The sequence below is a fragment of the Aquimarina aggregata genome (assembly GCF_001632745.1).
GTDB lineage: Bacteria > Bacteroidota > Bacteroidia > Flavobacteriales > Flavobacteriaceae > Aquimarina > Aquimarina aggregata.
Window position 1 is genome coordinate 636,050 of record NZ_LQRT01000024.1, and the last position, 22,211, is coordinate 658,260.

The 22,211-nt window shown below is 32.4% G+C and carries 14 protein-coding genes; 4 read left to right on the forward strand and 10 right to left on the reverse strand.

Annotation, left to right across the window (positions count from 1 at the left end):
- The first annotated feature begins 54 nt into the window (after nucleotides 1-54).
- The 4 genes from AWE51_RS18035 (at nucleotide 55) to AWE51_RS18050 (ending at nucleotide 5,795) form a co-directional block, all read left to right on the forward strand.
- A complete protein-coding gene (locus tag AWE51_RS18035) occupies nucleotides 55-642 on the forward strand; it encodes an RNA polymerase sigma factor (protein WP_066316261.1) in 588 nt (195 codons plus the stop codon).
- Nucleotides 643-645: 3 nt separating this feature from the next.
- A complete protein-coding gene (locus tag AWE51_RS18040) occupies nucleotides 646-1,392 on the forward strand; it encodes a tetratricopeptide repeat protein (RefSeq protein ID WP_066316264.1) in 747 nt (248 codons plus the stop codon).
- Nucleotides 1,393-1,415: 23 nt separating this feature from the next.
- Nucleotides 1,416-4,550, forward strand: a complete 3,135-nt coding sequence (locus tag AWE51_RS18045; protein ID WP_066316269.1) for a CHAT domain-containing protein — start codon at nucleotides 1,416-1,418, stop codon at nucleotides 4,548-4,550.
- 645 nt (nucleotides 4,551-5,195) lie between these two features.
- Nucleotides 5,196-5,795 carry an REP-associated tyrosine transposase gene (locus AWE51_RS18050; protein WP_066316271.1) on the forward strand — a complete coding sequence of 200 codons (600 nt, stop codon included), beginning with the start codon at nucleotides 5,196-5,198 and terminating at the stop codon, nucleotides 5,793-5,795.
- 157 nt (nucleotides 5,796-5,952) lie between these two features.
- Here AWE51_RS18050 and AWE51_RS18055 read toward each other — a convergent pair whose 3' ends face one another.
- The 10 genes from AWE51_RS18055 to AWE51_RS18100 form a co-directional block, all read right to left on the reverse strand.
- Entirely contained in the window at nucleotides 5,953-6,369 is a 417-nt protein-coding gene (locus AWE51_RS18055; RefSeq protein ID WP_066316274.1) for a hypothetical protein, read from the reverse strand.
- A gap of 2 nt (nucleotides 6,370-6,371) precedes the next feature.
- Entirely contained in the window at nucleotides 6,372-10,535 is a 4,164-nt protein-coding gene (locus tag AWE51_RS18060) for a DUF6443 domain-containing protein (protein ID WP_066316276.1), read from the reverse strand.
- Nucleotides 10,536-10,538: 3 nt separating this feature from the next.
- On the reverse strand, nucleotides 10,539-14,132 hold the full coding sequence (locus AWE51_RS18065; protein WP_066316280.1) for a hypothetical protein: 3,594 nt from the start codon (nucleotides 14,130-14,132) through the stop codon (nucleotides 10,539-10,541).
- 38 nt (nucleotides 14,133-14,170) lie between these two features.
- Nucleotides 14,171-15,427, reverse strand: coding sequence for a hypothetical protein (locus AWE51_RS18070; RefSeq protein WP_066316283.1), 1,257 nt, complete (start codon nucleotides 15,425-15,427; stop codon nucleotides 14,171-14,173).
- Between the two features lie 406 nt (nucleotides 15,428-15,833).
- Nucleotides 15,834-16,817, reverse strand: coding sequence for a VPGUxxT family thioredoxin-like (seleno)protein, type 2 (locus AWE51_RS18075; protein WP_066316285.1), 984 nt, complete (start codon nucleotides 16,815-16,817; stop codon nucleotides 15,834-15,836).
- 126 nt (nucleotides 16,818-16,943) lie between these two features.
- The gene (budA, locus tag AWE51_RS18080) at nucleotides 16,944-17,780 is read right to left on the reverse strand and encodes an acetolactate decarboxylase (RefSeq protein WP_066316287.1); all 837 of its coding nucleotides are present in this window, start codon (nucleotides 17,778-17,780) and stop codon (nucleotides 16,944-16,946) included.
- 70 nt (nucleotides 17,781-17,850) lie between these two features.
- On the reverse strand, nucleotides 17,851-20,016 hold the full coding sequence (locus AWE51_RS18085; protein ID WP_066316290.1) for a hypothetical protein: 2,166 nt from the start codon (nucleotides 20,014-20,016) through the stop codon (nucleotides 17,851-17,853).
- A 153-nt stretch (nucleotides 20,017-20,169) separates the two neighbouring features.
- Entirely contained in the window at nucleotides 20,170-20,949 is a 780-nt protein-coding gene (gene speB / locus AWE51_RS18090) for an agmatinase (RefSeq protein ID WP_066316292.1), read from the reverse strand.
- Between the two features lie 9 nt (nucleotides 20,950-20,958).
- Nucleotides 20,959-21,609, reverse strand: coding sequence for a 4'-phosphopantetheinyl transferase family protein (locus AWE51_RS18095; RefSeq protein ID WP_066316294.1), 651 nt, complete (start codon nucleotides 21,607-21,609; stop codon nucleotides 20,959-20,961).
- 131 nt (nucleotides 21,610-21,740) lie between these two features.
- On the reverse strand, nucleotides 21,741-22,211 hold a 471-nt coding region (locus AWE51_RS18100), incomplete at its 5' end, for a YHS domain-containing (seleno)protein (RefSeq protein WP_232517406.1).

Below are 22,211 nucleotides of genomic sequence, written 5' to 3' on the forward strand. Positions count from 1 at the left end.
TCAAAGAAAAAATATTTTTTCACCCAATATTAAAATCAAAAAAAAGATTTTAATATGCAATCGTCAATAGTGCAGGAAGATAACAACAAAATAATAGCAGGAATCATTGGTAATGATGACAGAGTTCTTAAGACTTTTTATGAAAGGCACTTGCCGATGGTCACCAGTTATGTTATCAAAAATTCTGGCAATGAATATGATGCAAAAGATGTTTTTCAGGATGCAATGGTTATTGTTTATGAAAAAATAAAAGAAAATACTTTGGATATACACTGCTCTTTAGGAACCTATGTCTATGGAATTAGTAAAAATTTATGGAGAAATAGACTAAGACGAAATAGTAAGGTAATGTCTCAGGATGCTCAGATAGATCAAAGTGAAGAAGAAGTGGCTCTAGAGAACATAGAAAGAAAAGAGAAAATACTTTTAATTCAAAAGTATTTATTAGTATTAGGAGAAGGGTGTAAGGAAATTTTAATGCTCTTTTTTAGTGGACATAGTTTAAAAGAAATCGCAAAACAAAGAAACCTTTCTGAATCATATGCTAGAAAACGAAAGTTTATCTGCCAAAAGAAATTCATGGTAATGATTGAAAAAGATCCAGTTTTTAAAGAACTAAAAGAATCATCTAATTACGAGTAAATCATGAAAAGGACTCAGGAGTTATTTGAAAATATTGATGCATACCTAAAAGGCGACTTAAAAGGCGAAGATTTAGAGCTGTTTGAAAACGCGCTGAGATCTGATGTAAGACTACAAGAAGAAGTCAAAAAGTATGAATTAGTAAAAGATGCATTAAAAGATGAAGATATTATCAAGTTTAGAGAGAAACTAAGAGATATTGACCATGAGATAGAACAAGAAAAAATTAGTGCAACTATACCGAAAAAATCATTTAAGCAGTATTATAAAATTGCTGCTGTTTTTATAGCAATACTGGGGATATCATCATTATTATGGTTATTTAATCCTTTAGAAAAGGATCTGTATGCAGAATACTATGTCCCTTACCCTATAAGTGAACTTACACGAAGTAATGAAGTTACCACGATAGCCGAATTGAAAGAAGTGTCTGGCTACTATAAAAGAAAAGAATACGTAAAAACGATTCCAATTCTAGAAACCCTTACATTAAAGTATCCCAAAAATGATAAATTAAGACTCTATTTGGGTAATAGCTATCTTAATACAAATCAGGAAGAAAAAGCAATTTACCTATTTGAAAATGTGCTACATAATGATACATTTCGTAACGATGCTTTATGGTTTTTATCATTAACTTATATAAAGGAAGATAATAAAGATAAAGCTATTATTTTGCTTAAAGACCTAGCATCTTATGAAAACTTGTATAAAAAGAGTGCTATAGATTTGCTTGAAGATTTGCAGTAATTATAACTACATTTTACTCTAATATGACCATCACACCAAACAATCGTCTAGTGCCATTATTGTTTTTTTGTTTATTTATTTTCTCTATTGGTATTACAAATGCACAAACGTCAAAAGACACACTAGTAGCCTCTCAAAATTTTAAAGAAGCCGACTCTCTTTTAAGAGATAGGAAATACAATACATCTATCGATCTTTTTGAGAATGCATTAGCGATCTATCAAAAAGAAAAAGTTTGGGAAAAAGTGGCAAGTTGTCACAATAAGATTTCTGAAAATCAATGGAAAAATTCTGATTTCGAAAAATCTATTCTCAATGCTGAAAAAGCTCTTGAGATTAGTAGCAAGTATCTTACAAAGGGGAATAAAGAAGAAGCTTATGCTTATGATAATATTGGTAAATGTTATGAAAAAAGAGCATTGTATAAAGATGCAATGTTAAACTATCAAACAGCTCTTGAAATAAGGGAAAAACTTTATAAAAGCATACATGCAGATATCGCAAAAAGCTATCATAATATTGCTATAATCTATTATAGAACAGATGGATTAAACAAAACCATAGAATATTTCAAAAAGGCGTTAGATATAAATATTAAGACAAAGGGAAAAAATAACATTAGAAATGTAGCATCATATAATAACTTAGCTATTATGGCTAGTCAACTTGGTGATTATGATGGGGGACTTGAATATTGTCAAAAAGGATTGGCTATACTTAATACAAAGAAAAATAAAGACAACCTATATCTTAGTGGGGTCTACAATACAATTGCTAATCTTAATACTAAACTGGGTAATTTTACGACCGCACTTGACTACACGTATAAATCTCTTAAAATAAGAGAAAAAGAATTTCAAAACCATCCCAAACTTGCTTTAAGTTATACAACTTATGGAAATCTTTTAGCAGAAAAAAAGGAATACAAAAAGGCTTTAGAATATATAGAAAAGGCACAGGTGATTTATGAAAGCAAACTAGGAAAAAGTCATCCTTATGTTGCTGAAGTATATTTTTATAAAGGAAATATTTACACAAAATTAATGCAGTATTCTGACGCTATTAAGTATTACAACGCGGCTATTGCAATCGAGAGAGTGAGTTTTGGGGAAGACCATGGAGCTGTAATTACTTCGTATCAAAAAATAGGGATTGCCTATCAAAAAATGGGAGACTACCTTTCATCTTTAAAATATTATCAGAAAGCTCTGGATTTATATGCTAATGCTTTGGGGTCAAATCATCCTAAGGTAGCTTTGATGTTAAATCATATTGGTGAGTTATATTTTGAACAGCAAGACATTAAAACGGCATTAGAGTACTATTCGAGAGCTGAAAAAGCAAATTCGGCAAATGTTGCTAAAAATAATATTATCAAAAATGGGTATGTAGATTCTAATATACTAGTAACAACACTTAAAGGAAAGGCTAAATCATTACAAAAATTATTTATAAGTAATAGGGATGTAAATAAGCTTACTCTTTGTGTCACTACATACAAAAAATTGGATACTCTTATTAATACCTTAAGACATTCTTTGAATAATTATGAGGACAAAATATCATATGCAAAACGTGCTAAAGAAATTTATACAGAAGCTATTCAAGGACAATTATTGTATTATAATGAAACTGGAGAACAAAAATATCTGGAGTCGGCAGTATATTATGCAGAAAAGAGTAAGTCAAATACTTTAAAAGAAATGTTAAGTGATAGCAATGCTAAACATTTTTCTGGACTACCTGTTGAATTAATCGAATTAGAGAAGAAAGTAAAAATAAATAGGTCTTTCTATCAATCAAAAATCACCGAAGAATATTCTGAAAAGACTGTAGATACCATAAAAATTGCTAATTATCAAAACAAATTATTTGATGTTAATAAAAAACAAGACTCTATAACACAAGTCTTAGAAAGAAATTATCCTAAATATTATAAACTTAAATATAATGATGATATCGTAAAGGTTTCTGATATCCAGAGAAATTTAGGCGATATGAGTACACTACTTGAATTCTTTACTGTAGATAATGTCACTTATGCTTTTACGGTTTCTAAAAATAATATTGGAGTAAAGAAATTAGAAACTCCAAAACTTACGTCACAAATTGAAGAGCTTAAAAAGAGTATTATCTCAAAAAACATAACAAATTTTAAGCAAAAAGCATATGCATTATATAACGAACTAATATATCCCATTAAGGATAAGTTCGTTGGTGATGAACTCATTGTTATCCCTGATGGGGAATTATGGCATCTTAATTTTGAACTATTACTTAGTCAAAATGACGTTTCAGAAAACGCAGGAGCACTATCCTATTTGTTTAAAGAATATGCTATTACTTATGCCAATTCTGCAAATCTATTATTCAACTCTTTTAAAGAGAAAGCGTTAAGAGACGAACGAGAAGAGTGTTTAGCATTTTCATTTTCAGATTCGATAAATGCAGCAGCTTCAAAGAATATGAGCCTAGCGGTCTTAAGAGATATTGGTGATGATTTGCCGGGAACACGTAAAGAAATTAAAGTTATTTCGGATATTATCGATGGGCAATATTACTTTGGAACAGAAGCCAATGAATCAAACTTCAAAAAAAATGCAACACATTATAAGATACTTCATCTGGCACTACATGGCGAGGTCGATAATGAAAACCCAGAAAATTCTAAACTCTTTTTTACCAAATCTAAGGATACTATAGAGGATAATCTACTATATGCGCATGAGTTATTTGCATTAGATATTCCATCAGAACTTACTGTACTAAGTGCTTGTAATACGGGAACGGGAAAAATTGCTAAAGGCGAAGGGATTATGAGTTTAGGTAACGCTTTTCAGTACGCCGGCACCAAAAGCTTATTATTAAGCAGTTGGGAAGTTCCGGATGATACTGCACCAGAATTGATGCACTATTTTTATACCAATCTTAAAAGCGGTATGAATAAGGGTAAGGCTTTACAACAAGCTAAATTAAAATATCTTACTACCGCCGATCGATATCATAAAGCACCGTTTTATTGGGGTGGATTCTATCTAGTAGGGGATAGTGCGCCTATAGAGTTTAACACTACAAGTTTTTGGTACTGGATTCTCGGATTTTGCGTATTAGCTATACTATTAATTGGTTTATTTTATTATCGACGAAAGCGCATATAGTATTGTAGTCGGTTTTGACTATGAAAATTAGGCTATAGCCACTCAATTTTAAAGTAATATGGTCTTAAATTTATATTTCTTGATAAAGTCATGGGTCTTTTTGGCCTTCTGTTGGGCGATTTTGACGAAAATTTGCGTGTTACTAGCCTAGATTTGAGTCAATAACATTAAAATTTCAAGGTGTTTTCTTAAAAATTAGATCGTTCATGTCTAATTTTTAACCTAAGAAGTTAAAAATTGTACTCTCTATGTTAAACAGAAGGTCTTTTTGACTCATCAGAAGGTCTTTTGAGTTAAACATTCCGCATTTGTTGCCGCTAGTCTGTGCCTTAAATCCCTTGGTTAGCGCTCGAATCCTTTCGGGTGTATAAAATGAGTACTATTCTACTTTATCCCATAAATCCGGTTTGATCTATTTCTATAACCGCAGTACCAGCTTGATAATTTCTAGCACTCGAATAACCGCTCCGCAAAGTCTCCCGACTTTGAGGAATAATCAAAACGGTAAGTTTAAATAATAGAATAAGTAAAAGCAGTCATATTGGTAAAAGATATGGCTGTTTCATTTTTTGAAACTACTGCATTTTATATTTGTGCCTATCTTGATAACGTCTCCTGCCAAGTGTAAATCTAAAACTGTTAAAAATGAAAGAAGGGTATATTATTAGAGATCAAAGCAAACCTCATTTTATTACTGCTACCGTAGTAGATTGGATTGATATTTTTTCAAGACAAACATATCGAGATATGATCATTGATTGTCTAGATTTTTGTATAACAAATAAAGGAATGCTGCTATACGGATATGTTATTATGAGTAATCACGTACATTTAATTATACAATCACAAGAAGGAAAGTTATCTGATCTGATACGAGATTTTAAGAAGTATACAGCTGTAACTATTTTAAAAAAGATTGAAACAGTACCAGAAAGTCGTCGAGAATGGATGTTGGAACGATTTAAACTTGCAACTCAGAGTCATAATAGGAATAAAAATTATCAATTTTGGAGATATGGTAACCATGCAGAAGAAATATATTCTCAAAAGTTTATGTGGTCCAAGTTAGATTATATTCATTTAAACCCTGTACGTTCAAGAATTGTTTGCAAAGCTTCTGATTATTTATATTCTAGCGCCAGTAATTATGTATATGATTATGGGTTACTTGCAATACAAAAAGTAGAAAATCCGATAATTAATGTGCATAAGAAAGACTCATTTTATAAAAGTATTAGTTGGTAAAATTATCTCAAAGTCGAGAGACTTTGCGTAGCAATTGGGAGCAAGGAGCCGGTCTAGTAAAAAACCAGCTACAAATCAATGTAACTGGTTCTTAGTATTTATAATTCTTCTTTGATCATTCCGCTAAGTCAGGAGACTTTGCGGAGCGGGGATAATACTATTTAACAAAAACATCTCTATCTTCGAAAATAATAGATGTCATTTCTTTAACTCCAATTTTCTCTTTAAAAGTTATCGATAAAGGATCATCCGGATTACTTAATAAATCGAACTTAATCTGGTAATTATTTGAAAATGTTAGGCTTAATTCTTTTTTCGACAGATCAATCTTATAAATATCTTTTCGATTAGCCTTAATAAATAAAATTACGTTAGATACATCTTTATCAATAGTATCAAAATATTCTTTTTTATTAAGTATTTCTTTATCTGATACAATTATATCACAATCTATAAAAAACATTATTTCTTCAAATTTGTTATTCGAAAATTTCAACTCAATAAATTGATTAACTATACCAAAACTATTTAAATAAGCTCCGATTAATTCTGTCAACTGTTTCTTTACTTCCATTTTTAATTATCTAATTGTATATGTCCTGTTGCTCTTCTTTCAGATTTACTTGGATTTCCAGTTATATTACTCCCATCAGGATTAACATATTGTTTATTAGCCGTGTTTCCGGTATTTTGAGTGTTCACGACTCTATTTCCATCATAGTCCGAAGTTCTTGGATTATTCCCTTGTTGTAACCTTGAAAAAAATGTTCCTGAACCATCTGCTTTAGGGACTTCATATATAGTATTCTTAGCATTAGTTTCTACAACATTAAATCCAGCATTATCAAATGAGTCGCTTATATTATTTAAACTTGTTGATACAGAAGTTCCATCTGGCGTAACGACAAAATCTGGGCCGCTCTTATTAATACCAGGAACTTTTCTTTCAACGAGAGCTTCTATGACCATTATTGTAGCTACAGCTGCTGTTGACCCTAATTCTGCTTTTGACATATTAGGTATATCTGCAATGGTTTCAGCCGCACCAATTATTGCTTTCTCCGTTTGATTTTCAATACCGGTGATTTCAGATAACCCAGGAATAACGTCATGAGCTAATTGTCCCATATTGTTCAGTGTATTGGAAGCAAATGACCCTAATGTTTCAATAGGATTAGTAACTAAATTATGGATTCCGTTATCAACACTACGATTGAAGTTTCTAACAGTTTTATTCCATCCTTTTAAAAAGTCACCACAACATCCTTGTGGCATCATTCCATCTGGATCCTGAAAAAATATAGGATTATTAAAAGCATAATTATAAGGAGAATGCCTTCGCATTTTTTCTGCCAAAGGATCAAGGTTCATCCATCTACCGATTGCAGGATCGTAGTTACGTGCAGTAATATCTATCCATTCTAAACCAAGTTCAGATTGTTCTTCTTTCCCACCAAACCCGTAGTTATGTTTTCTACCGGTAATTGTATTATTATATCCTTTATGTTGTAGTCCAAAGGGATAATAATTTTTTTCCTCCTTGATCTCTAGTGCTCCGCGAGTTAACCCTATTTCATGAATTACAAATGAAGTGGTCTCATCGAGATGAGTATTGTTTTTATCTACACGCAGTACTAGTTTGGTCCCTGTTTTTACAGTATACTCATATTGATGATTTCCTGTTTGAAGGTTTCCATCAAGGGTATTCCAACTTAGGTGCGATCCACTACTATCTAGTTCCTGTATATACAATCGCACATTGGCATTTGTACTTGACTTGTCAAAGTCGCAATATACGGTTAGCTGTTCTCCAGGGACAAATACTTCATTGTTTAGTAGATGTTTTACACCAGCCCAACTGTTTTGAACCCTTGCTATCAAGCTACCTGGAAAACCAGAAATTCTGGCAGATCCATTAGGTTGCCAGCCTTCAAGATTATTACGATTTACAAAACTACTGGATAAGATTTGCTCATAGTCATCATTGGTATCTGTATAACTAAGACGTATATTACCTAAGTGATCTTTATGTTGGTATACATAGTTAAAACCATCACCAAGGTTACTTTGGTTTTTGGGTTCTACATATCCCTCTGGATGATGCATAAATTTTAAGAACGTACCTGCGCCACCTATAGTCTCATAGATATAGTTACCTGTATAGTGGGTAATATTTCCATAAGGACCTACTTTTTTTTCTATTTTTGTGCCGTTGGCGTCATAAATATACTCAATATAATTGGTATGATTTACGGTTACTTTTTTTGGGAGATTTAAATGATTATAGGTGATGGGGTTATTTTGGGAGATTCCTTTGTTTTTATCCATAACCATATTACCATTGTCGTCGTAATCATAATCATCTTCAGAAGTGTTACCATCTTTAAACCCGTAGATAGAACCAGTGATGTCTGTTACACTAAGTAGTTGATTTCCTTTGTAGGTATAGGTAAGGTCATCCATAATACCAAAACTAGAGGCGTTTGCATTGGTATGACCAGAACGATTTAGACTTAGAATATTTCCGTTTTGATCATAGCTAACCGAGTTCAAGTTGTATTTACTCGTATTGTCTTCGGCTTTGGTAATTCTATTAAGTGCATCATACTCATAGTTATATGTTTTTTGAGATGCGTCTTCTGATACCGTTCTCCAATGTATTTGACTTATGTTACCGTTGTATAGAGGGGTTGCTTCCGCCGTGGGATGGCTATAATTAATTTGCATCCCAAACAAATCTCCTGCGCCCATGGCAATGGTACTGATATCTCTAAGATCATCTTCTTCTCTTTGACTATGATTGTTAATACCACTTAACCAACCTTGTTCGTTATAACGATAATCTACCGACTGTAGGGGTTTGTTTACCTTATTCCCAACATCTTTGCTTTCTAGCTGCCCCAATCCATTATAGGTATTATCAACGATAAGTTCACTCGTAACAGAAGATTCTTCTATTCGGGCAGTGAAAGCATTTGACGTACTTGCAGATATTGTTGTATTAGGTGAAATGATAATACGTTCTGTTGCGACCAGATCTGTGTTATTAGTTGGATTTTCTGTTACTGAGATTATGTCTGGATAATTTCCAGCTGTATCAGAAAACTCTTTATTATCAATCTTATGATGATGTGTGTTTAATCTTCCTATATGATCATAAGTATATTCATCTAATGAATATATATAATCTCCTGAATTCCCTTTTCTATGAGTTAGTTTGTTTTTTAATACTTTACCCGTAAAATCATATAGTGTATGTGTTAATTCATAAGTATCCAAATACTCATTGGTCCTTAATATGGCTACAGGTCTACCTTTACGATCATAACCAATATTTTCATTAATCCATTGATTGGTATCTAAAACTCTGGTTTTTGTAACAACCGCTAGCCCGGTAGGAGTAGTAAGGTATTCTTGTTCAAAAGGTTGTTCTGATAAAAAACTTAGGTTAGACATGTTGTTGTAGGTATCATAGTAGTTGATCGTTAATAACTGATCAATTTCTTGCGGAAAGACATTATTGGTATAATGTACCAAAGTGCCATCTATAGTTTGTGATACGCCGCAAGTAGTGGTACTCTTACTTAATCTAGGAGCTCTTACTTCTATAGGTTGTGTTCTGCATTCATTTACCTCTGTGGCGTCGTCAGCTAATTGTTGTAGTGTACTAAAACCTTGATCAGTTTCAGCAACATAAATTCCTGTATATACTGCTCGATTAAAATCATCATATTTGGTAAACAACCACTTATTATCGGTTCTTAGGTTAGCATCTTGAGTTAATATAGGACGATCTAAGGTGTCATAAACTATATATTCCCATCCTTTTCCTGGGATTTTTTTCTTACGTAATCTTCCCTTTTCATCATACAAATATTGATAACACAATTCGTTAATATCGGCCTCAGATAATATAATTTTCTTAGCGGCTAATGGCGGTATAACAAACGAAAGCTGTAAATGTTCGTCATACACATAATAGGTGTCGTGAGAAATATTATCATTAAATGTTCGCTTTAAAACTATTTGCCCTCTTGTATTGGTATACTCTTCTACAGTATGGTTTTGGCCCATAGAAGGTATCCAATTTTCGTCTTTTGTGATGGATTTATAGAGAGTTCCTGTGCCGTATATATTCGCATCTTTGTTAAGATATGTGTGATAATCAATAATATTATCACTATCCTCATATGATACATGATATTTGGATATATTATCATTGGTTGTATTTAATGCATACTCATAACTTATTACACCTTGCAAATTAGAGGTTCTTGCAGAACGATCCATTGGCATTGCTTGAGATTGTATCCTGTGTAAGGGTGACTTGTAAAAGGTTTTTTGAACTCTTCTGGAAGCTATATCAAAATGAGTGTCAAATAAATATTCATCAGAAAGATCAGAAGCATATTCTATAAAATCTCCATTATTATTTGATTGACTAAATGGAAGATGTTCGCTACTTGATCTGCCGTATTGATCATAATACATCGGTACAATAATATCTTCACGATTACCTCCAGCTCTTACCTCAATATTTTGAATGGGTCTTCCTAATCCATCAAAATAGGAAACAGATTGTATAACTGAATCGCGATCTAGTGTAGATAACTCTGTTTCGGTAACAGCTACTTGATATGCTTTTGTGCTAATATAATTCTTGTCGTTACTTTGTGCATTGATGTATAATCCTAGCAATAAGCATACTGAAATACTAATTTTTTGTATATAATTGCTCATAGCTTATTGATTTTTATAGTTATATTTATACTCTTGCAAAACTTTTCCATTATAATCTTTTATGAATTTCAGTCTATTAAATGAATCATAATTATAATAGGAGGTAAGTCCCTTAGGATCGGTGCTACTGGTCATGCCTATAGCTGGGTCGTAGGTATAGGTGGTTACCATACCTTTTGGGTGCTGATTTCGAAGTTGTTGTAATTCGTTTCGTAAAGCTTGTTCACTACAACTATTTTCACTACAACTATCAGTATCTTGATTTGATAAGTTGGTCAGATTATCAATAAAATCATAAGAAAGATCACTGTAGGAAACGTTAGATAAAACGGCTATAGGAAAGCTTCGGTGATAACCCCAAATATAGGAAGTGATAGGACCATTTTCTTTTTCTTGTACCTCTATAGGGTTGCCATAATCATCGTATTGCAAGATTTTACCGGTAACGAAACCATCCCCTGGGTACCCTTCTTTTTTGGTTTGGGTATACTCCATAAATGTTTTGTCTTCTACACCCCATTGGTTATAAAATAGCTTTGTTTTGGTCTCAAATTGAGATGATCCGTTGGTTTTAGACATTACCAATTCGCTAACCCTGTGATCATTATCTCTATTAAGACTTTCTATAATGTTTTTTTGAGCGGTTGAAATGTCGTTAAGACCATTAATATCATCAGGATAATAATATCTGGTATCAGATAGAAGACCGCTATTAGAAATAGTACTATTATAGTGTTTTTTTCTGGTGGTATTTAGCGTTTCTGGGTTATAAGAATAGGTAATACTATCGGTGATATGTGTATTTGTTCCTACATTATATGTTTTGACAACTTTACTACTTATTAAATTGTAAGTAGAATTTAAATAATAATTTCTCATTGCTCCCACGGCATTTATTGTTGATATATTATTTGAAGCCAACATAGGAACAATTTTTATAGCTTCCTGACTATGCTTGGTAACATCAATATCATATGTATTAATCTCTTCAGATACTTTCAAGAACTCCTCATTATGCCAGCGATGCACAGTTTTAGATAATAATTTACCACGTTTATATTCCAGATCATCTTTTGGACTATATGGGTAGTCTTGTATATTGGGGTCTATTGAGAGTGTTCTAAAATTTTCGAAAGAAAAATCTGAAAAGCTTTTTTTTGCAAAAAAAGTATAGGTGTATTCAATTTTCCCTGTGCCGTAACCTGCTTCATGCTCAGTAACTTTTGTATATCCAGTATAGCTACCACTAGTTCTAAATAAGGGAACACTGCTGTTTGACGTATAAAACATTTGGAGGTGCGGATACTTAGTTAGATAGGCAAAACGCGTAGTTTCGTAAATGTCAAAACACGTTTTGACATAGGCTACATCTTGAAAATAAGGTTTAGATACTAAATTACCTGATGATTTCCCTAAGGTATCTTCATAGGTATACTTTTTTGACATGTTACTTAAACTTTCTTCATCTGTATTCGAAATAATCTCTGCTATCCTTAATCCACCAGTTAATGTTTCGGTATCAGGTATTTTATCTTTAAAAGTAGTAAACCACATTTCAAAAAGAGGATCACCATTACCTGGTCGTGTAAGATCTATAGGAGTTTCTTCGTATTGTACACCCCTTCGACCAAGTAATTTATAGGTGCCTGCTTTTAAATTAAGCATTATTTCACCAGATCTAACGAATATTCTATAGATATCTGTGTCCGATTCTATATCTATCAATATAATTTCCCAGGGACAAGAGTCTTCATCATCCTCATCAACTGAACAAGGGACATCGTAATGAAATGTTATATTTTGAGAATTATGACCTGAAAGTTCTAGGTTTTTAACCTCAAATTCCATCTCGAATTTGAAATCACGTCGCTCAACAGAGCCATCATTAGTAATATATTGTGTGTCTAAGTCGCTCAAAGAGTGTCTAACCTTTTCGGTGGAGTTAGAAATTGTATATAAATCAACATCTTCTTCAATACGGTTGCTTTCAAAAATAAACTCTTTACTCCCTCCAGTTGGGTATGTGATTTTTTTTAAGATTCCTATTTTACATTTTTCTTCGTTGACTGAACGATCTGCGGTACCCACTAATTCAGACTTTCCATTTGGCCCTGTAAAAAAGTTACGATGTTGATAATAATCTAATTGAATTAAATTATTATTGAGTCGTTCTCCATTGTAATATCCCCAAAAATCCTGTGCAGTAGAAAATCTAGAGGGCATTTTATTTGGAGATTCATAGTCAAATTTATAACGTTTATATGTATTGGTATTTGCTTGATTGTTAATAATTGCGTATTCGTTAATACTATCTAGAAATAACCTTTTTCGGGCATATTCAAGAGGTTGGGTGTCGTTTATGTGTTCATCAATAAAAGGGTAACCGCTGTATATCTTTGTTCCTGAATATGAAGAGTTATCTGTGGTATAAAAATGAAATAATTCAAATTGCTTTATCAAAAGATCAGAGGTGTCATAGATGGAAATATTTCGTAACCTATGTGAATTTGATAAATCTTCTCTTTCGACACTTTGATCTTGTTCAAATATCACTTTACCATGATTAAAATTGATCTGACTTACCCAATACTCATCATAGGTACTTTGTCCAAAGTATTGCTTAAGTTTAGATCTTGGCTTTTTACATCCTAAAGAAATAGGTACTACATTTGGATGTACCAACCATTCCACAATTTCTTTTACTTCAGATTTTCGATAGATATAAGAAACATTAGTGTTTTTTTGGTAATCAAAGGTTACGGACTCTTCGGCGATAGGATCATAAATTTCTTTTAAGAACCATGAGGACACGTATTCTTGTGTTTCCTGATCGGCATCTTCTGTACTATCAATGCGATAGTCGGTAAAAGAATATGACATTTCCTTATTAAAACCTCCTCGTATTTCTACATCGCTACTAGTATGTAGTCTATCCTTTCCAAAATAATATTTTACTCCGTTAGGTCCAGTTATTGTAAAGGAAGATATTCTTTTACCATTGTTTGCATTTTCGGTTTCATAAGTTATTTTTAAGGGAGAGTGTTCTGTTAGTACGGGTAATTTTGTAGTTTGATCGAAGTAAAAACTTCCAGAGTACCCATTAAAACTAAAACTAAATAAATCAGGTTCATAATCTCGTTCTCCGATACTGGTGTAAAAAATTTCTTCTCGAAGATTTTCATTATTTCCTGAAGCAACCTGATTCTTAAAATAAGAGATTGTCCTGCTTGAATATAAAAAGCCTCTTTCATCAATCCCTCCACGAACCTGTCTCGTAATCATACCGCCAGCATTTAATGTCCAACCAATACCGGATCTAGAAGCTACTTCTTCTACTTTTATACCTGAGGCATGATATGATAAAGATACAGGGACTGAATATCTTTTTTGATTAATCGTATATAAAGGGATATTAACCTGTGGTAATCCAGAGTATAAGTTTACAGGGGTCTCTATATATTTTCCTAATGCAGCTATTTCGGGCGTTGCAGGAGTGTAATTCATGTCACCTCCTGTACGATCATTTACTTCTTGTGAGTTTCCTACTAAGAATACTATACAAAAACACAAAAAGAGCGTGGTTGTTATATTTTTCATAATTAATACTTATTCTTAAACCGATATATCAGATGTGATTATTTTTTTTTGAGAAAAGCTTCAATCTTAGCCAGTCTAGCTTCAAGATTTTGGTTGTTTATTTTAAGTTGATCGTTGATCGACTCCTGTTTTTGGATCACTGTTTCTAATTTCGTATTTCGATTTTCTTGATTTACTATCTTCTTCTCCTGAGCAATCGTATACAACGTCAACTCCTCGATTTTTTCTAGGAGTTTTGCATTCATTTCTCCTAATTTGATGCCTTTTGCTTCAACTTCTTTTGCAGATGGGATATTGATAAGATGTCCTTTTGTAGCGATGTGATCTTCTACTTGTTGTAGGGTAGGTAGGTTGTAAGCTTCCTCAAAAACGTAGTCTGCCCATCCAACAAGATCTACTTTTACTTCTTTGGTATGTATGGTTCCATTCACGGCCAGTTTTGCATCTGGAGTGGTAGTACCGATACCTACATTACCATTAGCAATAAAATCGCCATTTATTAATGCTCCTCCATTATTTACAACCAACTTATAACCTTCATTACTTAAATATCCACCATATTGTCCTATAACAATTCTGGCATCTGAAGTAGGCATATGGATATAAGTAGCAAATTTTCCAGGTGCAGTTTCTGATCTATTTAATTTAAAAAAATGAGTTCCTTTGTGATCATCTAAATCTATCCAAGTAGATGTGTTATTAGAAACAAAATCATGTCTTAAATTTTCTGATTGATCTGTTATTCCAAATGCAGTATATCCAGAACCTGTATTGGTGGGATCAACAACGAATTCAAAAGTTCTTCGGTCTGTTTTATACTCACGACCTATAGAAACAGGAATCCATCCATTACCTCCCAAACTACTAGAATCGAAAACCCCTTTTAGTCCGTTAACAGTTCCATTGGATTTTAAACTATTGGTGAAAATAGCATTACCTGTTTGGTCGTCGATACGTAAGCGTTCTGTGCCTTTGGTTTTTAATATAAGATCATTATTATATGAAGAGAATGCATTGGTAACTGTGTAAACGTCCCTATTAAAAATAATTTTAGGCCTATCAGTATAAATATGGGCCCACGATGTATTTTGTGCTCCCAAATCCAGATTTCCAGAAGAAGTTTTTACTCTTAACGCACCACCGGTAGAATTTCCTCGTATACTTCCATTAATATGTAATTTTTCCTGAGGTAAGCTTGTGCCTATACCTACATTTCCATTAGGCAATTCAGTAACTTGAGCAAAAAGTCCCGTTGTTATAATTAAAAAACCAGCGATAAATAATAACCTTTTCATAATAAGAGTGATTTGTTTAGTTTGTAAAAGTCAATTGGTTATTAATGTTCAAAAATGAGTTTAACCAATTTTCGTGGTTTAGTGTAACCAGAAAAAAAAATGATACCCTATTTTGTAAATTAATTTTGATTACCCATTAAAAAAAAGGTCATGTACCCTTAATGTTATGGCTGTTTTTTCAGAAAGTGTATAAGATAAATACCTCAATATCTTATTAGGAGTCATCATTAAAAGAAGAGGAGAATTATGCTTTAACAAGCATTTTGATGTTATAAATTTCCTAGTTTAGAAGAGAGTACGTTTGAGTATACGTATAATTATGTTATGTGTTTTTTTATACTTTAAAAAGAAACAAAAGGTATTTTAAGAAGTAAAATCTGTGCGTTGTAAATAAAATGATTAGTGTTTACTTCATCATTGCCCAAGCTTCAGTTACATTTTTGTTGTAGAGTATTTCTCTTTTGGCACTTGATTTTTTTAAATCATTTAGCCATGCAATCTGTTGGGGGCTTAAATATTTTCTTGGAGATTGTCTTTTGCCCAACGCACTATTAATTTTTGTGCGCTGTAATTCGGTCATTGGGATGTATCTATAATCGGTATGTTGTAAATAATAACTTTTATCTTTATCAGAAACCTTATAACTGTCATTGTTAGCAATTGGAAAAAAATCGGCTTCGGCAGCGTATTTTAAAAGATATTTTTTATCTAAGGTTTTTGAGTCATATCTTACTTTTACGACTTCGTTATGTCCTATAAAACCTGCTTCGGTTGATAAAACCCCATCGGCAGATCCAAGGTGTTTTTCTCCCGTCCAGAAACAATACATTTTAAAGTATGTTTCTTTTATGTTTCCAGTTTTATAAGATGTTAATTCTTCACCTAATAATTTCATGAAATCCGGAATTGACTTCTTTTCTGCTTTTAAAGCATTTTCCATTGCTTTATATAAACCTATAGCCGAATAATCACTCGCAAGTCTTTTAACGATATCTTTTTCTTGCGTATTAATAATTCTAACTACTGGGTTATTCCAACTTGGTTCCTTAAATTTTTGCAGAATTAGCTTATCCTTTTTGCCCTTATTGTTATAGATTACTAAAGGAATAAATAGGTTTTCTATGACTTGGGTCATTAAAGGATGACTTAATACATTATGACCATAATTTCTACAAGTAGCGCAACCAGGAACTTCTTGAAATAATATTAAAACAGATTTATCCTGTTCTTTGGCCAATTTTAGAGCCTCGTCATAATCCCGATACCAGCTTACTTTTCCTAGTTCCTCATCTTGATTTAAAGCAGAGGTCTTTTCTTGCCCAAAAGTTGATGTAAGAATAGTAATACATAACAGAAATAAACCAATATGTTTTTCAGAAAAATAACGCATACTATAGAATTTTATAAGGTCTTTAATTTTCTAGATATGTCTAATTTTTTATGTAAAACTTACTAATAAAGCTAAGTTTGATAGCTTTTAAGAATAACTACTTCATAAAACTGGCGAAAAAGTAATTTACTTTTTCTTGTATTGAAACTCTTTTTCGAAACCTGCATTTTTATAATCATCAGTTTTAGGAAGAACGAATTGATATTCATTCATCATATCAATTTCTACGGTAAGGTTTTCTGCTTCAAACTCCATAACATGCCCTGCAAATTGTTCATCATCAGAAACAAAGTGTAAATGATATCCCGCAACATTTATATTTCCTATAAATTCGGGACAAAAGAATCCGATCATAGTACCAGAAAAATTCTCTCTTTCAAATACAGGGCGATTAGGAATCAACACATCTAAGCCTTTTACAAAAGGCTTATCTTGTTTGTGCAAACCACCACATTTCATTTTTTTAAAATCTCCATGAATCTTGAAAGCATAAAAATAGTTTTTAGAAGTAAGATGCTCATTAATGATACTTCTTAAGCTATCATAACCATTTACTTTATCTATTTTAAAGGATTGTTCTGCATCAAAAAACGTTGCATTAGCATATGCGATTTTTGCGGCATTGTCTGGTTTATGAACTTTTCCGTCTTCTGTAGCTTGATATAAAACACCATCTAACATAATTAATTCTCCGTCTAAAAAGTTATAGGATCCTAATGCCAGATCACCTTTAGATTTTAATTCTTTAGCATCGATATCCCCTTCGAATATTTTGTTTACAAATGCCCACCAAATAGAGTAATGATAGAAAAGATCAGGTTTTTCTTCAGAATTATTTTTTGATATAGTGGTAGTGGTGTTTTGTTCTGGAGGAGCAATAATCTCTGGTTGTTTTGTCGCAGTATTACATGAAAATAGGATTAGTATTAAAACGATACTGTAAAAAAAAGTTAGCTTGTTCATGATTAGGTGATTAGTATGAGTTAAGATATTTGTGTTAAATTAAATAGTGTGTTTTTTTAAAACCTTGAAGTTAAAAGTTTCTTGCAATGGTTATGTCTTGTTTTACATGTTGTATTAGTTGACTCCAATCTAGCTTATTAGTTCTTGCTAACATCTGGGGGCTATAGTTTTTTTCTGAGATATGAGTGTATGCTTTCCAATGTTCTAAAGCTTCTTCTAAATATGTGATGGCATTGTTTTTATAGGATATTTGTTTTGTTTCTGTGTAAAAAGCAAGTGCAACTGCAGCTTCTATTTTTTTGGCATAATATTGTCCAAGGTATCCCATTGCCAAAATATCATCTAAAAGAACAGATAACTCTTGATTATCTATAGATTGTTCTTGCAGTTTTTTAATACCATTTCTTGATGATATAGCATGCGTATTAAGTCTGTTAACTATTTGCAAAGGAGTAATTTTATTGATTTTTTCGTTGACAATAGATGCTTTTGCAAAACTAGATGGGTTTATGATATTGCTTCCAGACATTATGGGATTATCTATAAAATCAGTAACTTCTCTAAATCCACCAAGCGCTGGTCTTGCGATGCAGGCCTCTACAGACCACATATGATCCCAGTTTCGCCAATGAAATGTATTTACTTGAGGAACAATTTTTGAAGCTTCTTGCCAAGTTTTGTATAATAATTTAGAATCTATACCTGGGAATTTTGAACTTAGTTTTTTTATAAAAAAGGTTTGATCTAATTGATTGTTATACCCTAATCTTCCCCAAAGCATAAAATTATACCAATGTTTTTTTATTTCAAGTTGTCCCGATAATTCTTGATGTTTACTAATAAACTCCTTACCCCATACATAACCATCTGACCCTAGTTGATATGCAGCGGTTCGTTCTTTTGGAAAGTTGTTAAGAAATGTTCTTACATAATCAGGATCTCCCCAGCGATATACAAAAATATCGTCGTTTCTAAGGTTCCACCAGGAATCTAAGTCATAGGTTTTCATGGTTTTGATATGCTCATCTGCAAAATTTGGTGTAGGAGAAGAGTATAATCTAGCTTTGGCGTATTTGAAACTAACTTCAAAGGAGTCAGGGTACTCTCCCCAATATTTCATGATTTGTTCCATATCAGAATGCCATACTCTATGGATAAAATCAATTTTGCGATCTGGTTGTTCTTTTTTTGCATCTAAAATTCCAAGGCCAAAAGATTCCCATAACCATTGTTCTCTATTATACTCACCTTCCCATTTTTTGGGCATATGTTCACCCGCGGTGACACCGATACCTTTTAGATCAGGGTAGGTTACTAAAAACTGCTTAACTGCCTCGCGATGATAGGCTATAGTTTTAGGGTTGTCCATTTGGTGGGTAATCCCATATTTTCCAGGTTTTTCATTTTTGATGTTGATCCCAAAAGTCTTGTAATAGGGTTCCATTGGTGTTGCAACACTATTTGGACATATATTCCAGGTAATAAAATAGGTGTCTATTCCTCGTTCTTTTGCATAACGCATCAGCTTTTGCCAGAAGATAATTTTTTCATCAATAGTGATTTTTTTAACCACTTTTAAATTATTCATTACGTTACTTGTTACGAGTTGAGGGTCACCCCATTCATTTTCTTTTCCTACTGGTGTTAATGTAGTAGTGCATACATCTTCTAAAGCAATGTCCGGATATTCTTCTAATTTAATCATCGAAGGAAAAGGATGAGGATTCCAGAAAGTAATAGCATTGTAACGATGTATAGCCATTTCATCAAAAAAAGTGGTCCAAAAATTCCAGTCCCACATGTTTAGAATATTTTTTTGTGCTGCATCGCCAGAATCATCATAGCTAGGCGTTCTTGCATCAAGAGGGATATTAAATTTAATCGCACGTTTTTTTATAAAAGGTTCGCCTTTTGTGTCTTTAATGAGATTGTTTAGTTTAATTTGCTCGGCTACTTCAAGACCACCGTACATCATCCCTTTATTATCTCCTCCAAAAATAACAATCTTGTTTTTTGAAGTTTGGACTCGATATGCTTCAGTTTTAAGACTAATGGTATCTAACAAAAATTCAATAGCGGGAAAATTTTCAGAATTTTGTTGACTTATTTTAGCTTTTTCAATCTCCTTAATGGCAAACTGCACTTCTGGAAGCGATTCGTGTTTTTCAGTTTTAGGAGTAGTACATGATAAAAAAATAATACTCGAAACAAATATAGTTTTCAGAATTGTTTTCATGTAAATAAGCAATTAATCTGGTTAGATAAATAGTAACATGAAAGTATAGAAAAAAGGAGATCGTACTTAAATCATATGGTTTCTAATCTAAAACATATGTATTTCTATATGCAACTGCATTTTAAAAGGAATATTTATAAACTTGTATTAAAGCTATGTTATCATTTTACCTAAAATCTCTTTCATCATCTTAGCCGCCAAAAAAGCAGTCATATTCTGAGTGTCTCTGTTAGGATTATATTCTACGATATCGGCACCAATAACGGGAGTATCTATGTTTTGAATTATTTCTAGCACTTGTCTTGTCGAAAGCCCTCCTGGTTCATGGTGAGAAACTCCAGGAGCAAAAGCCGGATCAAAACCATCCATATCAAGCGATATATATAATGGGTTTTTAAAATTTGGGATCTTTTTTAGGTCTAGGTTTTTCATTTCATGAATTTCTACATCATATTTTGTGGCTTGTTCTGCTTGATGCGGATTTAAAGTTCTAATACCTACTTGAACCAATTTTGCAGCAAAACCATTTTCCATAATCCTAGCAAAAGGACAGGCATGAGAATATTGGTCTCCTTCAAACTCATGATACAAATCAGCATGTGCATCGATATGTAAAATATCTAGTACAGGATATCTTTGATGATATGCTTTAAGTATTGGAAAAGTTATCGAATGATCCCCGCCTAATGTAAATATTTTATCGGCACTAGATAGATGCTTTTTTGTAATATCTTCAATATCAAAATAGTCTAAGATTTCAAAATCTCCATTATCTTGAATATTTGGATTTTCAATTGTGATTCCGCTTTCGGTAAATAGATTCATGGCTCCGCAATACAAAGCTTCCCTTATCAGAGGAGGGGCAAGTCTAGGTCCTTTTTGAAAAGAAGATTTTTCGTCAAACTGTATTCCTTGTATTATAATGTTCGCCATAACTAGTAACTATTTAAAAATGATGTTTTCTATTCGGATATCTTTAGGGTCTATACGCTTATTACAAGCTAAATGAACAGAATAGTCTAATTTTTCATCTAAGTTAATTGGGTATATATACCAAGTCACACCTTCAATTTGAGTTGTGTTTTCCTTGAATGTGAAAGAAGAAAAAGGAATTGATACTCCTTTGCCTACGCCTTTAGTGGTCGCTTCTTTTTTGGTCCAGTATTCATAATAGGTTAGTGTACTATTTTTAGAAATACTAATTTCGTTCCATTCTTCTTCAGAAAATTGCGTTTTAAAACTGTCTAGAGGTATGCTATTTCTTTTTTCAATATCAATACCCAGATTACAATAATTACTTATAGCACAAACAACATAGGATTGAGAATGCGAAATGTTAAAATTGATACTTCCATCTATAAAAGGTTTTCCAAAAGTATTGTATTGAAAATTAACTAATGGATCTTTGGTGTAACCAAATTTCTTAACCCCTTCTTTTACTAATAATCTTCCTAAAAGAAACGCTTGTTGATCTTGCCATCTTCTGTATGAATTAGCTTTGCTTTGCATTACTTTAGGTAGCTCTGCTAAGAGTTTTTTAAACCCATTTTGATGAAAACTTTCAGATATTTTAGTACAAAGAATATGGATCATTTTAGGTTGGTTAATTTATAAACAAAGATCGATATTTATTCCAGACTAATAATTTTAATTTATAAAAAGTCAAAGCATGCTGATTCTAGAATCAGCATGCTAAGAACATAAAAGTAATCACGAACTAAGTACTATTTTGTTTTTAAACTACTCCAGTTTTTATTAGCAGTAGCTAAAAGTTTAGATTCTTTTTCTGAGATCCATAGTTGCTTTGCATCTACTTCGACATCATTTAAGAATAAATAGTATTTTCCATTATTTACTACAAACTTGGTAGGATCTACTCTAAATTTTGCACCTGCATATACACCAAAAGCACAGAAACCACCGTATTGAGGCATATATTTTTGAGGGTTTTTTTCAAAAGTTTTTTTCTGATCCTCAGAAGTAAAATAATATGCAATTTTATTATGAGTAGATTTAAATTGCTTTGATCCTCTTTGAGCTAGTCCTAAATCTAAATAAGATACGGGGCTATATCCGTGTAATCCTATTTTACTGTCATCGATATTGTTTGCTTTTTTATCTTGAGCAAAACTTACTGTACTTACTAATAAAGCTAGTACTACTATTGTTGATTTAAATAAATTTTTCATTTTTTT

Coding starts and splice junctions, on each gene's coding strand:
- AWE51_RS18040 (WP_066316264.1), top strand. CDS start 646: ATGAAAAGGACTCAGGAGTTATTTGAAAATATTGATGCATACCTAAAA.
- budA (WP_066316287.1), bottom strand. CDS start 17,780: ATGAACAAGCTAACTTTTTTTTACAGTATCGTTTTAATACTAATCCTA.
- AWE51_RS18070 (WP_066316283.1), bottom strand. CDS start 15,427: ATGAAAAGGTTATTATTTATCGCTGGTTTTTTAATTATAACAACGGGA.
- AWE51_RS18075 (WP_066316285.1), bottom strand. CDS start 16,817: ATGCGTTATTTTTCTGAAAAACATATTGGTTTATTTCTGTTATGTATT.
- AWE51_RS18045 (WP_066316269.1), top strand. CDS start 1,416: ATGACCATCACACCAAACAATCGTCTAGTGCCATTATTGTTTTTTTGT.
- AWE51_RS18095 (WP_066316294.1), bottom strand. CDS start 21,609: ATGATCCATATTCTTTGTACTAAAATATCTGAAAGTTTTCATCAAAAT.
- AWE51_RS18035 (WP_066316261.1), top strand. CDS start 55: ATGCAATCGTCAATAGTGCAGGAAGATAACAACAAAATAATAGCAGGA.
- AWE51_RS18085 (WP_066316290.1), bottom strand. CDS start 20,016: ATGAAAACAATTCTGAAAACTATATTTGTTTCGAGTATTATTTTTTTA.
- AWE51_RS18055 (WP_066316274.1), bottom strand. CDS start 6,369: ATGGAAGTAAAGAAACAGTTGACAGAATTAATCGGAGCTTATTTAAAT.
- AWE51_RS18050 (WP_066316271.1), top strand. CDS start 5,196: ATGAAAGAAGGGTATATTATTAGAGATCAAAGCAAACCTCATTTTATT.
- AWE51_RS18065 (WP_066316280.1), bottom strand. CDS start 14,132: ATGAAAAATATAACAACCACGCTCTTTTTGTGTTTTTGTATAGTATTC.
- speB (WP_066316292.1), bottom strand. CDS start 20,949: ATGGCGAACATTATAATACAAGGAATACAGTTTGACGAAAAATCTTCT.
- AWE51_RS18060 (WP_066316276.1), bottom strand. CDS start 10,535: ATGAGCAATTATATACAAAAAATTAGTATTTCAGTATGCTTATTGCTA.